Genomic DNA, 12584 nt, shown 5'->3' on the forward strand with positions numbered 1-12584 from the left:
AGCGTTTATGAGCAGAATAAAACTGATTTTGTCCATCCTCCTGATGCTCTTTCTCCTGCTGGTCGCCATCTTTCTTCCTTCCAGGCTCCGGGAACGAAATGAAACACCGGATACAAAGTCTCAAGAAGAGACCGCTTCCCAGGAAGAAAGCAACCAGCCGGAGAAGCTGACGGAGATGGACTTTTTATCCTTTGAAGAGCTGAGCCAGTTCTTCTCTTCCGCCCAGACTGTATCCTTAAAGGAGCAGTTTCCGGTATATCTTACCCGTACCGGGCAGACAGACATTACATCGGCAGAATATCTGCCGGATGAAACCGGTTATCCAGATACTACCACAGTTGAACTGCATTTTCTCCTGTCCGATGACAGCACCCTTCCGGTGTTCTATGACACCATGACGGGTGCTTTTTCTTTTGGAGAAGAGCGGACGGTGCTAGGGACATCCGGACAGACCTATGAAAAACCGGTAGTGGATACCCTCCCTTCTGTCTCCAGCAGTGAAGTGGAGCAGCGCCAGGAAGGCGGCTATGCGGATGTGACTGCACCAGCAGAGTCTGCCTCGGATACAGGAGCAGAAGAAACATCGTCTCCGGAAAGCGGAACTTCCCCAGAAGGAGCGGATCTTTCACAGAACACCGAAGCTGGAGAGGAGGTGCTGCCATGAGCAATCCGGATGAGCAGCGGACCTCTTTTATTCCGCCAAACTTTATTGAAAAAGGGAAAATCTTAAATGGAACCTTTGATATCCGCAATGCGATTGAAGCCATTATTTTCGCCCTGCTGATTGGTGTACCGGTGGTCCATCTGCCGTTTTCCCTGACCACCCGCATTATCATCCTTTGCATGACTGCACTGCCGGCGGCCATGGTATCCCTCATCGGGATCGGCGGGGAGAGCATCACCGCTTTCCTTATGAATGCCCTGCGGTTTTTAAAAAACCGGCGGGTGGTTTACCGTTCTGACGCAATGCCGGAGCCAAAGAAGAAACGGCAGAAGCAGCCTGGCACGAAAGAAGCAAAAAAGCCTGCCAAACGTGAACGGCGGAAGAAAACGAAAAAGGGCTCTTTGGAGGATTCTCCCCCTTTTGAGGGGGCCGGTCAGCAGGACGATGCACCTCCCACGAAAGAGGCGCCCCAGCAGGATCTGTCCGGCTCCCCTTCCCCCACTCCTTCAGGGAAAACGAAACGGAAAAAGAAACGGGAGCCAAAGGTTCGTGAGCATAAATCCTTCGACACCTCTACCCGGCGGGGCATCCGCAGGCAGGCCAGAGAAGATATCCGGCAGTTAGCCTATGAGCAGAAATGTGCAAAAACAGCAAAACGCCGGGAAGAGCGGGCGGAGAAGGAAAAGCTCCGTGCGGAAAAGAAACAGGCTGCGCAGGACGCCCGCCTTGCTGCACGGCAGACGAAAGCGGCCCGAAAGGCAAAGGAGACGCAGGATGATAAGGCTGTACAAAAAAGTGCTTCAAAATCCCGTCAGACAGCATCCCAGTCTTCCGGCAGGAAAAAGAAACGGCAGCTACAGACCATAGAGGACTACCTTCCGATTGAAAAGATTGCCCACGGTGTCATTTACACAACGGATGGACGGTATGTAAAGATCCTGGAAGTCGAGCCCATCAACTTCCTGCTCCGAAGTGCCAGGGAGCAGATGGGAATTATCTACAGCTTTATCAGCTACCTGAAGATCAGTCCGGTGAAGCTGCAGATCAAGATGATTTCCAAACGGGCGGACATCAACCAGCATCTGGAGAAATCCAGAAAGGAGCTGGAAAATGAAACGGATCCCCGGTGCCGGGAGCTGCAGGAAGATTACCTGAAGTTCGTCCGGAATTTAAGCTCCAAGGAAGCCGTTTCCCGGCGGTTCTTCCTTGTTATGGAATATGAACCTTTTAATGCCAACCGGAAGGTGACGGAACGGGAGATCTTAGAGTCTCTTGAGACGACGGCGCAGACAGCCAAAACCTTTCTGTACCAGTGCGGCAATGAAGTCACAGAGCATGAAAATCCGGACGAATTTACCACGGATGTTTTGTATACGCTCTTAAACCGCTCCCTTTGTGCTACCCATCCCTTGCAGGAGCGCATTGCTTCCGTACTGGCACGGTACGCAAAGGAGAACCGTTCCGATGAGGATATCCGCATCAGTGAATTTCTCTCACCGGAAGCCCTGGATTTCAGGCACTCCAGCTATGTGCTGATCAACGGGGTATACCACTCCTATCTGTACGTACCATCGGCTGGCTACAAAAGCCGGGTGGTGCCGGGGTGGCTGTCTCTTTTGGTAAACGCCGGGGAAGGCATTGACGTGGATTTTTACCTCCACCGGCAGCCAAAGGATAAGATCCAGCAGCGGCTGGGACAACAGATCCGGATCAACCGTTCCAAGATCAAGGACGCCTCGGATACCAATACCGACTATGACGACCTGGATTCCGCCATCCGCTCCGGTTATTTCTTAAAACAGGGGCTGGCGAATAATGAGGACTTCTATTACATGAGCCTTCTCATTACCGTCACAGCCTCTACTTTAGAGGAACTGCAGTGGCGGGTACAGGAGATGAAAAAGCTCCTGATCTCCCAGGACATGGACCTGAGAACCTGCTACTTTCTGCAGGAGCAGGGCTTTTTATCCACGCTGCCCCTGGCATCTCTGGATAAGAAGCTGTATCAGCTTTCCAGGCGGAACGTTTTAACCAGCGGGGCGGCAAGCTGCTATCCTTTTGTCAGCTACTCCATCTGTGATGACAACGGGATTTTATTTGGTGTCAACAAGCACAACAACAGCCTTGTCATTGCGGATATCTTTGATTCCAGGCAGTACAAAAATGCCAACGTGGCGATCCTGGGCTGCTCCGGTGCAGGGAAAACCTTCACCATGCAGCTTTTTTCCACCCGGATGCGGCGCAAAAATATCAAAGTATTTATTATCGCTCCGCTGAAAGGGCATGAGTTCTACCGGGCCTGCAAGAATATCGGCGGGGAGTTCATCCAGATTTCCCCCGCCAGCCGGAACTGCATCAACATCATGGAGATCCGGAAAACGGATAACTCCGTCAATGAGCTACTGGACGGCCCTTCCATGGACAACTCGGCGCTGGCCGGGAAGATCCAGAAGCTGCATATCTTCTTCAGCCTGCTCATCCCGGACATGACCCATGAGGAGCGGCAGCTTCTCGATGAGGCGCTGATCAAGACCTATGCCAAAAAGGGGATCACCCACAAAAACGAGTCCCTGATCGATCCGGCTCATCCGGACCGGTATAAACCCATGCCGATCCTGGAAGATGTCTACGATATCCTGATGGAAAGCGATGACACGAAACGCATGGCCCATATCTTAAACCGTCTGGTTCACGGCTCTGCATCCTCGTTTAACCAGCAGACCAATGTGGATCTGACCAATAAGTATACGGTTCTGGATATTTCCGAGCTGACCGGGGATCTGCTGACGGTTGGAATGTTCGTTGCCCTGGATTATGTCTGGGATATCGCCAAAGAGAACCGGACGGAGGAAAAAGCGATCTTCGTGGATGAAGTCTGGCAGCTCATCGGTGCGTCCAGCAACCGTCTGGCTGCGGAATTTGTCCTGGAGATCGCCAAGATCATCCGGGGATACGGCGGTTCTGCCGTCTTTGCAACGCAGGACTTAAACGACTTTTTTGCCCTGGACGACGGCAAGTACGGAAAGGGAATCATAAACAACTGCAAGACTAAACTTGTCCTGAACCTGGAAGACGAAGAGGCGCAGCGGGTGAAACAGATCCTGCATCTCTCGGAAACGGAGGTGATGAACATTACACACTTCCAGCGGGGCAATGGTCTGATATCCACGAATAACAATAACATTACTGTGGAATTTAAGGCATCCGCCCTGGAAAAGGAGCTGATCACTACGGACCGGCAGGAACTTCTGGAGATCCTGGAACGGCACAGACAAAAAGCAGCCGGGTAACGATGCCAAAGCAACCCATGGGGAGTGTCTGATGCAGGGCAGGCACTTCCTTTTTTCATTCCCCTGTACCTTTTGAAAAGGAGGAGACTTATGAAACGAATCAAAACCCACATCCTCCGCCGCTGTTTCGCTTTCCTGATGGCAGCCATCGTCCTTGCGGGGACAGCCATCACAAGCCCCATGACAGCCCATGCGGCGGATGGAACCCTTAATTTCCAGACCGGTGAATTAATCTCTTATGGCGATTACTACACCACAAAGATGTCTGTGGATAACAACGGCACGGCCTACTGTGTCCAGCCCATGAAGAAAACGCCGGCGGCGGGCAGCTATCAGTACGACCTGCTGGGAAAAGACTCTGCGCTTCGCAAGGCGCTCTACTACCTGCCCGGCGGTTACGGCTATGAAGAGCAGAACATCGCCGGCACCTATTTAAGCGGCTGGTCTGAAAATGACCGCTACGTAATCGGTCATCTGGTGGCTTCCTATGTGTACAGCAATTATGACGCCGGAAGCGGAGCCTTTTATGGTGCGCCCCAAAGCTACATTGATAAGGCGGTGGAGATCGCCAATGCGATCCAGGGCCTGCCTGCGCCGCCGGACTCCTTCCGTGCCTTTATCATCCCATCTGACAGCAATCAGACCGTAGCGGGATGCTGGTACGAAAAGCCCTACGGCTGGATCGAGATCCAGAAATCCACGGCAAACAGCTCCGTTTCTGACGGGAACGGCAATTACAGCTTAAAAGGCGCCCAGTACGGCATTTATCAGGGAAATAACCTGGTAGAGACACTGACCACCGATGAAAAGGGCTATGCCAAATCCGGAGATCTTGAGGTCGGCAGCTACACGATCAAAGAGCTTTCTCCGTCTCCGGGATACGCACTGGATACCAATGCCTATGATGTGACCGTTTCTTCGGGTGAGACAGCAAAAACAGAGGTCAAGGAAATCCCCCAGAACAACCCGCTCTCCCTGGTGCTTCAGAAGCTGGATGCAGACTTAAAGGATGCCATTCCCCAGGGCGCTGCCAGCCTGAAGGATGCGGAGTTTACCGTGAAGTTCTACACCACCATCTCCGATACGGATCCGGCTGCAGACGGCAGTGAGCCTGCCCGCACCTGGGTATTCCGCACAGGAGAAGACGGGAAGATTTCCTTTACGGAGGAATACAAGGTCAGCGGGGATGCGTTCTACTACGCAAGCGACGGGAAAACGCTGTGCGTGCCTCTTGGTACTGTGACCATTCAGGAAACCAAAGCGCCAGCGGGCTACCAGCTCAATGATACCGTATTCGTTCTACCCATTTCCAGCAGCGGAACTGAAGAAACTGTTTCTGCTTACCAGGCGCCGGATGTACCGGATGCTGTCATCCGGGGCGGTGTCAAAGTACAGAAACGGGATCTGGAAACCGGCGGCACCACGCCCCAGGGCGGCGCTACACTGGAAGGCGCAGAGTTTGCCATCACCTCATTAAATAAGAACCCGGTAGTCGTCGATGGGAAGACCTATCAGAAGGGTGAAGTCGTCCTGACCATCAAGACCGATGCCTCCGGACTGGCATCCACTGCTGCGGACGCTCTGCCTTACGGCAGTTACCGTGTAGATGAAGTGACGCCTCCCACCGGTTATTTAGGGGAAGGCACCCTCTCCGCTGAGTTTACCATCTCTAAGAACGGGGAAATGGTGGACCTGACTGGAGAAGACAGTTCCATCTCAAACCAGATCATCCGGGGCGGCGTCAAAGTGCAGAAACGGGACATCGAAACCGGGGAAGCTGCCGCTCAGGGCGGTGCTACCTTGGAAGGCGCAGAATTTACCATCACCAGCTTAAATGCCAATCCGGTGATCGTGGACGGGGAAACCTACGAAAACGGGGAAATCGTCCTGACGCTTGTGACGGATGAGAAGGGGCTGGCTTCCACTGCGAAAGATGCCCTGCCTTACGGCCATTACCGGGTGGATGAGACAAAAGCACCCAAAGGGTATCTGAATGAAGGCCGCATCTCCCTGGAATTTGACATCACAGAAAACGGCAAGATCGTGGAACTGACCGAAACCGGCTCATCCATTGAAAACCAAGTCATCCGTGGGGATCTGGAGCTTGTTAAAGTCAGTGACGGGGATCTGTCCCGTCTCGCAGGCGTACCGTTTACCATTACGTCCAAAACAACCGGCGAGAGCCATACCATCGTAACAGATAAAAACGGTTATGCCAGCACATCCGCAGAGTGGAACAAACATACCTCCAATACCAACCGGGGTGAGACTGCGGAAGACGGCATCTGGTTTGGCACCTCCGAGCCGGATGATTCCAAGGGCGCCCTGATCTATGATACTTACACCATCGAAGAGCAGCGCTGTGAAGCCAATGAAGGCCGAAATCTTCTTACCTTTGATGTGGAAGTATACCGGGACTCTGTTACCATCGACCTGGGAACGCTGACCAATGACAAGGTGGAGATTGCCACCACTGCACTGGATAAAGAAAGCGGCTCCCATATGGCAAAACCGGATGATAAGGTAACGATTGTGGACACGGTTGAGTATGAAGGGCTGAAAAAAGGCGTGGAGTACCGGGTGGTCGGCACGCTCATGAACAAAGAAACCGGGGAACCCTTTGAGATCGACGGGAAACCGGTAACGGCAGAGACGACCTTTACGGCTAAAAAATCTACCGGCAGCGTGGAAGTGGAATTTACCTTTGACACTACGGGCCTTGGCGGAACCACCGTGGTCTGCTTCGAGGAACTGTGGCAGGATGACCTGAAAATGGCTGTTCACGCCGATATCGAGGATCAGGACCAGTCCATCTTCTTCCCGGAGATCGGTACTCAGGTGAAAGATTCCGAAACCGGCCTTCAGATGGCTCACGCAGATGAAGAGGTAACACTCATTGATACGGTGTCCTATTCCAATGTCCAGCCGGGAGAGGAACTGACACTTAAAGGCATCTTAATGGATAAAGAAACCGGGGAAGCATTGGAGATTGACGGGGAAACCGTGACTTCTGAGCTGACCTTTACACCGGAAAGCACGGAAGGGACCATGGATGTGGAGTTCACTTTCAACGCCACGGAAGCGGCAGGTAAGACACTGGTTGTCTTTGAATCCCTGTATTATGGGGAGGAAGAAATCGCTTCCCACCAGGATCTTAGTTCACCGGAGCAGACACTGGTTCTGCCTTCTGTCAGCACCACTGCAGCAAATCCGGAGCTTGGAAACCAGACCGGACTTGCAAAGGCGGAAGCATCCATTACGGATACAGCCGAATATACGAACCTTTTTGCCGGGGAAACCTTCACGATCCGCGGCACGCTGATGGATCAGGAAACCGGCGAAGAGCTGCTGATCGATGAGAAGCCCGTGACGGCTGAAGCAGAATTTACCCCGGAGGAGACTTCCGGAACCACCGAGCTGACCTTTACCTTTAATGCAGAGGCACTGGCCGGAAAAACCCTGGTGGTCTTCGAGGAGATCCTTTATAAAGATCAGGTGGTTGCGTCCCACAGGGATATTTCTTCCGATCCGCAAAGTATCTACTTCCCGCAGATCGGCACCTCTGCCACGGACGGGGAGGACGGGGATCAGGAGATCCTGGCCGACAGCGAGGTAACCATCAAGGATACGGTTTCCTATGAAAACCTGATTCCCGGGGCATCCTATCTCTTAAAGGGCGTGCTGATGGATCAGGAAACCGGGGAAGAACTGCTTCTTGACGGCAATCCGGTCACGGCTGAAACCGCATTTACACCGGAAGAGCGCAGCGGCTCCGTAGAGGTTGTATTTACCTTAGACGGCAGCTCCCTTGCAGGAAAATCCCTGGTTGTCTTTGAAACCCTCTACTATGTAGATGCAGACGGGACACAGCGGGAGATCTGCTCTCACAAGGATATTGATGATGAGGGACAGACCGTGCATCTTTCCGAAAATCCTCCGGAAGTACCGGAAGAACCGACGGAAACACCTTCCGTTTCTAATCCGGTCAAGACTGGGGATGATGCACCGATCCTTCTTTACCTTGGCATCGGGGCAGGCGCTCTTGTCCTTGCCGGGACACTGACCTTCCTGTATCTGCGCAGACGGAAACAGAAGGATAACCAGTAACCCACACATTGACTCTAACAGGCGGTTCCTATTACTGAACCGCCTGTTTCTATGGAAGGTGACAGATATGGAACGAACCCACTGTACGGCGGACGCCAAGCATATCCGCCATTTCCTGGACTGTTGCGAAGGGAACTGGCACCAGTGCGTATATGTGCGCTGCGTTTCCTGCAAAACTCCGGGATACTGCAGGCAGCCGGACTTTTTGTATCATCCGGATCCGGAGGGGAAACCCTGTGTCCTCCCCATGAGGGATGCCAGGCTTCTTTTCGCCCGGCTTCCGGAGCCCACCGAGTGCGCCGGCGCATTGACCATGGAGCAGTTTACCTCCCTGTACCGGCCCTATCTGGAAAAAGAAGGGCTGCTTGAAGCCCCCTGTCTTCCGGAGGCACTGCTGCGTCTCCAGGAGGCAGCCTGCTATGACTGGTAAAGTTGCGTTTTGCGGGGCTTCTACGTATGGGATAAGTAAGAAAACGAAAGGAGGAGCATCACATGAGTTATCTGATTCTGATTATCTGCTGGATCGACAGGGCATTTACCACCCTGATCTTTCTCCCCATGCTGTATATCCTGTACCGGAAGTTCAGCCCCACAAAGCCCTGGACGCCCCGCACCATGCGGCTGTACCTGGTCTGCAAGGTTCTGGTGATCCTGTTTCTGGTGCGTATCTTCTGCGCCGGATTCATCTTCACACCGGTCAACTATGAGCGCTTCACGGACAGCGGCCTGTTTCCGCTGATCAAGGCCATTTTTTACTCTGACTGGCCGTAAAAATGGTGAAACGTGCCATTTGGTCCGGATCTGGGACCAGTTTCCGCGCTCATCCTATGGGCATCTGTCACCTTTATCCTTACACTATAAGTAAGCAATACGTAGAGAATGATAAACGTATGCCGTACTTATGCCATACGTATGAAATTGAGGTGAACAGACTATGAAACAGAAGAAATCCATCCGCTGCCCATACTGCGGCGGCACTGCTGTCCTTCGGGACGCTTCCTTCGTCTATGGGGAGAAGTCCTATGGCGGCAAGGTTTATGTATGCAGCAACTACCCCAGGTGCGACGCCTATGTAGGAGTCCATCCCGGAACCCGGATCCCCAAAGGCACGCTGGCAGACCAGGAGCTTCGGAAGAAACGGATGCTGGCACATCAGATCTTTGACCAGATCTGGCTGAGGGGAATCTTAAGCCGTCCCGACGCCTATCACTGGCTGGCAGACAAGTTCTGTCTCTCCGATGAGCAGGCACACATCGGGATGTTCGGGAACTATATGTGTGACCAGGTGATCCGGGAGTCCAAAAAACTTCTGGCACACCAGCGGCCCCGCCTCAAGGCGGCAGGCTGAAAGGAGGGAAATGCGATGTTAAAGCCCATGACACCCGCCCAGAAGCAGCTGGCGGAAGATCATATGGATCTGGTCCCAAAGATCATCCGCTCACTGACAAACGGAAGCCCTTTAACCAGCGAGCAGCGGCAGGAACTTTGCCAGATCGGATACCTGGCCCTGTGCCGGGCAGCCGTCTCCTGCGGGGAAGGGTTCCCCTTCACTCCATACGCTGCAGCTGCTATCCGCAATGCCATTTATGACTCCTGGCGTCACGAAATCCGGGGAAAAGATCTTTTCTGCCCGCTGCAGGAAGACCTGCTGGATGCTATGCCGGCCCTGCAGATTGGCCAGGAGCAGGAAGCAATGCCGGATGCAGCGCCCCTGGCACTGAAAGATACGGCGGCAGGTGCTTATCTGGAGACGCTCAAAGCCTCCCAGTGCAGCACCATCCAAAAAGGCATTGAGGCCCTCTGCTTCCAGCTTGAGGGTTACTCGGCTAAGGAGCTGTCCGCTCACTACCAGGTGCCTTCCAACCACATCCGGGCCTGGCAGAGCAAAGCCCGCAGATTTTTACAGCAGGATGCAGCGCTGTGCGCTCTGTTATCCTGAACGATAAAGGAGGAACAATTATGCTTACGCTCTATACCGCTGTCGGCAGTCTTCAGTTTGTAAATGTGAACGGGAAACCGGTCCCCCATGTGATCAATAATCAGAAGGAATACGGGATGTCCAAAGAAGAGCTTCTGGTGTGGAGCTGCCTGGCCTTCCAGATCCTGACCTATCCGGAACTGGAGCGTCTGTTTGAAAAAAACTGTGCAGACTCCGGCCAGTCCATCTCCCTGCCGCTGTCCCATTACCTGAACCGTCTGCTCCTGCGGGGGCTTCTGGTAAAAGGGATGGGAGTAAGCGCCGTGGATGCCCTGTACCGGCTTCTGGGAACGCTGACCATCACGCCCGTCGAGGACCGTTTTCTTCCCCGGCTTGCCAGTGTGTTCCTGCTCTACACCAAAGGGCAGGTACAGCTGAAAGACATCCCACGGCTCCTGCGCAAGACAAAATGTACGCCCACGGAGCGGGAAGTCCTGGCTCTTGCCGGGAAAGCGCCCCTGTCCACGGCAGAGCTGCTGCTCAGTATGGAGCGAGGCATCCTGATCCGGAAGGAAGAGGATATCCTGGAGAAGCTCTACACCTCGCCGGAAGACACCTGCAGCATCCTTACGGATACCGTGCAGATCACCCACGCCCAGTATCCCATCCTGCAGGCGGTCAGCAACCTGTACCTGAACCAGAAGATCCTGTTCCAGAAGATTTGATCCGAAAGGAGAACCCTATGCCGAAACCATTATTTACCCGGCTGGCTGCCATCTGTGCAGTCGGCCTTTTCTGTGTCCTGTTTGGAGGCGTTTATGCCCTGTCCCAGAAGGATACCATCCTGCTGGTCATGAGCCTGCTTCTTGGAGTGTGCTGCATCATCCGCTTCCTTCTTTTATATCGTACCATCAAGACGGAAGACTACCTGATCCTGGAAGCCACCTGTGTTAAGCGGGAGAAATCGCCCCTCACCCGAAACCAGCAGGTGCTGTTCCGTACTACGGACGGAAAAGAATACCGCTTCAGCCTGGAAAAAAATACCCGGCTTCTGGCTGGCCACAGTTATCGGCTCTATTTTAAGAAAGAACGCACGCTGGAAGAAAATTCAGGAAAAGCGTTTCGCGATCCGGCGCTGATTGGTTACGAAGAACTGATAGAAGTAGCTGCAGAAGAATAAAAAATGTCCTGTACAACTGGGATCAATCAGGTGTACAGGACACTTTTTAGCGTGATAAGCTATCTGTTTTTATAGGTGAAGATAATCCCGATGATAGAGGCAATAAGGGCGAATGGCGCCAGTCTTACGAACAAAAATTCAACGCCATGCAGGATGGTCCCTGCAACTGCAAGCTCCGGATCATTGTAATCCCAGTTCAAATATTCGCTCTGCATAGCTGCAAAAGCAACAAATACGACTATGATAACCGCACACAACGCAAAAAGCAGATAGCGGATTGTCTGAATCCTCATCTTACTTCTTTTAGCAAATTGGAGGTTAATTTTTTCCAGTTTCTCAGAAATACTTTTGAGATCCAACTCATTCACACATGGCTCCTGTACGGTTTCTCCTAACAGTATACTTACTGAAGTATCCAGTTCGTCTGCTAACGAAATGAGCATATTTGAGTCAGGAACCGATAGACCTTTTTCCCATTTCGATACCGTCTGCCTTACTACATTCAGTTTTACGGCAAGTTCTTCTTGCGATAATCCTTTTGCCTTTCGGAGATTTTTAATATTTTCATTCAGCATAACCTGTGCCTCCTTTGTTTTGATACAACTATTAAATATCAAAAGCACCGTTGCCACAAGCAACACAAATTAACATTTCCATTATTACTACAAATGTTAATCTATTGATACCTCAAATATACCAAATAAGTATTCTTCCTGCTACACTTTAAGATAAAGGAATCGCAGTCAACGAATAAGTTTCTTGCTTTTGTGATAAAATTATGATAAAATAACGCCATAAAGGAGGCGATACTATGCTCAATATTCGTCCTGTTTCAGATCTGCGCAATCGCTTTTCTGAAGTTGAAGAGGATGTCCTGTCCAAAGGTGAACCGGTTTTTCTTACCAAAAACGGTTACGGTTCTATGGTTCTGCTCAGTCTGGAGCAATACGAAGAACTGACGAATGATGTGGAGCTGGCGTTGGATGAAGCGGACCGCGCCGCTGACCTCTCTGACACACGCTATTCTGCCGACGAGGTTTTTGGTCGGGTGAGGAGGCGCATCCGTGAACGAAAAGCATTATGACCTGCGGTTTCTCCCTCTATTTGAAGATGACCTCAATGAAATCGTAGACTACATTACCTATCGGCTGAGAAATCCCGCTGCAGCAGAACGACTGGTGGACGATGTGGAAACAGCCATTTTAGAAAGGCTTCCCTGTGCAGAATCCTTCGAGCCTTTTCACTCGGCACGAGAACGTCAATATCCATATTATCGCATCCAGGTGCGGAACTTCACCGTTTTCTATGTGGTGATTGGAAACATTATGGAAGTTCGACGGATTTTGTATAACCGCCGGAATTGGAAAGAACAGCTTTAAAATCAGTGCCCCGATCTTCTCATTCCATGAGACAGACCGGGGCACT

The 12584-nt window shown here is 52.1% G+C and carries 12 protein-coding genes; 11 read left to right on the top strand and 1 reads right to left on the bottom strand.

Annotated elements, in window-relative coordinates:
* Positions 1-7 precede the first annotated feature (7 nt).
* The 9 genes from EFA47_RS17000 to EFA47_RS17040 all read left to right on the top strand — a co-directional run bounded on the left by EFA47_RS17000 (position 8) and on the right by EFA47_RS17040 (position 11159).
* Positions 8-664 (top strand): DUF5038 domain-containing protein, encoded by a 657-nt coding sequence (locus EFA47_RS17000; protein ID WP_164690045.1) that lies wholly within the window; start codon positions 8-10, stop codon positions 662-664.
* On the top strand, positions 661-3954 hold the full coding sequence (locus EFA47_RS17005; protein WP_122644310.1) for a TraG/VirB4 family ATPase: 3294 nt from the start codon (positions 661-663) through the stop codon (positions 3952-3954). The genes EFA47_RS17000 and EFA47_RS17005 overlap by 4 nt, the downstream gene beginning before the upstream one ends.
* 90 nt (positions 3955-4044) lie before the next feature.
* The gene (locus tag EFA47_RS17010) at positions 4045-8061 is read left to right on the top strand and encodes a VaFE repeat-containing surface-anchored protein (protein ID WP_122644311.1); all 4017 of its coding nucleotides are present in this window, start codon (positions 4045-4047) and stop codon (positions 8059-8061) included.
* Positions 8062-8128: 67 nt separating this feature from the next.
* Positions 8129-8491: a hypothetical protein gene (locus EFA47_RS17015; RefSeq protein ID WP_087202365.1), complete on the top strand. Its 363-nt coding sequence runs from the start codon at positions 8129-8131 to the stop codon at positions 8489-8491.
* Between the two features lie 62 nt (positions 8492-8553).
* Positions 8554-8832, top strand: coding sequence for a hypothetical protein (locus tag EFA47_RS17020; RefSeq protein WP_122644312.1), 279 nt, complete (start codon positions 8554-8556; stop codon positions 8830-8832).
* A 163-nt stretch (positions 8833-8995) separates the two neighbouring features.
* Complete coding sequence (locus EFA47_RS17025; RefSeq protein WP_122644313.1) at positions 8996-9409, top strand: DUF3268 family zinc-finger domain-containing protein; 414 nt, start codon at positions 8996-8998, stop codon at positions 9407-9409.
* A gap of 15 nt (positions 9410-9424) precedes the next feature.
* Positions 9425-10000 (top strand): sigma-70 family RNA polymerase sigma factor, encoded by a 576-nt coding sequence (locus EFA47_RS17030; protein WP_122644314.1) that lies wholly within the window; start codon positions 9425-9427, stop codon positions 9998-10000.
* A 20-nt stretch (positions 10001-10020) separates the two neighbouring features.
* On the top strand, positions 10021-10704 hold the full coding sequence (locus EFA47_RS17035; RefSeq protein ID WP_087162280.1) for a hypothetical protein: 684 nt from the start codon (positions 10021-10023) through the stop codon (positions 10702-10704).
* Positions 10705-10721: 17 nt separating this feature from the next.
* Positions 10722-11159: a hypothetical protein gene (locus EFA47_RS17040; protein WP_087162281.1), complete on the top strand. Its 438-nt coding sequence runs from the start codon at positions 10722-10724 to the stop codon at positions 11157-11159.
* 59 nt (positions 11160-11218) lie between these two features.
* Here the strand turns inward: EFA47_RS17040 and EFA47_RS17045 are convergent, their stop codons facing one another.
* Positions 11219-11734: a helix-turn-helix domain-containing protein gene (locus EFA47_RS17045; RefSeq protein ID WP_122644315.1), complete on the bottom strand. Its 516-nt coding sequence runs from the start codon at positions 11732-11734 to the stop codon at positions 11219-11221.
* A gap of 236 nt (positions 11735-11970) precedes the next feature.
* Here EFA47_RS17045 and EFA47_RS17050 point away from each other — a divergent pair, with 236 nt between their 5' ends.
* Together EFA47_RS17050 and EFA47_RS17055 are read left to right on the top strand one after the other, a co-directional pair.
* A complete protein-coding gene (locus tag EFA47_RS17050; RefSeq protein WP_015573205.1) occupies positions 11971-12243 on the top strand; it encodes a type II toxin-antitoxin system Phd/YefM family antitoxin in 273 nt (90 codons plus the stop codon).
* Positions 12224-12538, top strand: coding sequence for a type II toxin-antitoxin system RelE/ParE family toxin (locus EFA47_RS17055; protein ID WP_087162295.1), 315 nt, complete (start codon positions 12224-12226; stop codon positions 12536-12538). Before EFA47_RS17050 ends, EFA47_RS17055 begins: the two co-directional genes overlap by 20 nt.
* Positions 12539-12584: the final 46 nt, after the last annotated feature.

Origin of the sequence: Luxibacter massiliensis (genome assembly GCF_900604355.1) — a bacterium.
GTDB lineage: Bacteria > Bacillota > Clostridia > Lachnospirales > Lachnospiraceae > Luxibacter > Luxibacter massiliensis.

What these genes read in the sequence shown, in the direction of transcription:
- EFA47_RS17020 (WP_122644312.1), top strand. Translation starts at nt 8,554, where the DNA reads ATGAGTTATCTGATTCTGATTATCTGCTGGATCGACAGGGCATTTACC.
- EFA47_RS17015 (WP_087202365.1), top strand. Translation starts at nt 8,129, where the DNA reads ATGGAACGAACCCACTGTACGGCGGACGCCAAGCATATCCGCCATTTC.
- EFA47_RS17025 (WP_122644313.1), top strand. Translation starts at nt 8,996, where the DNA reads ATGAAACAGAAGAAATCCATCCGCTGCCCATACTGCGGCGGCACTGCT.
- EFA47_RS17035 (WP_087162280.1), top strand. Translation starts at nt 10,021, where the DNA reads ATGCTTACGCTCTATACCGCTGTCGGCAGTCTTCAGTTTGTAAATGTG.
- EFA47_RS17005 (WP_122644310.1), top strand. Translation starts at nt 661, where the DNA reads ATGAGCAATCCGGATGAGCAGCGGACCTCTTTTATTCCGCCAAACTTT.
- EFA47_RS17010 (WP_122644311.1), top strand. Translation starts at nt 4,045, where the DNA reads ATGAAACGAATCAAAACCCACATCCTCCGCCGCTGTTTCGCTTTCCTG.
- EFA47_RS17050 (WP_015573205.1), top strand. Translation starts at nt 11,971, where the DNA reads ATGCTCAATATTCGTCCTGTTTCAGATCTGCGCAATCGCTTTTCTGAA.
- EFA47_RS17000 (WP_164690045.1), top strand. Translation starts at nt 8, where the DNA reads ATGAGCAGAATAAAACTGATTTTGTCCATCCTCCTGATGCTCTTTCTC.
- EFA47_RS17040 (WP_087162281.1), top strand. Translation starts at nt 10,722, where the DNA reads ATGCCGAAACCATTATTTACCCGGCTGGCTGCCATCTGTGCAGTCGGC.
- EFA47_RS17030 (WP_122644314.1), top strand. Translation starts at nt 9,425, where the DNA reads ATGTTAAAGCCCATGACACCCGCCCAGAAGCAGCTGGCGGAAGATCAT.
- EFA47_RS17045 (WP_122644315.1), bottom strand. Translation starts at nt 11,734, where the DNA reads ATGCTGAATGAAAATATTAAAAATCTCCGAAAGGCAAAAGGATTATCG.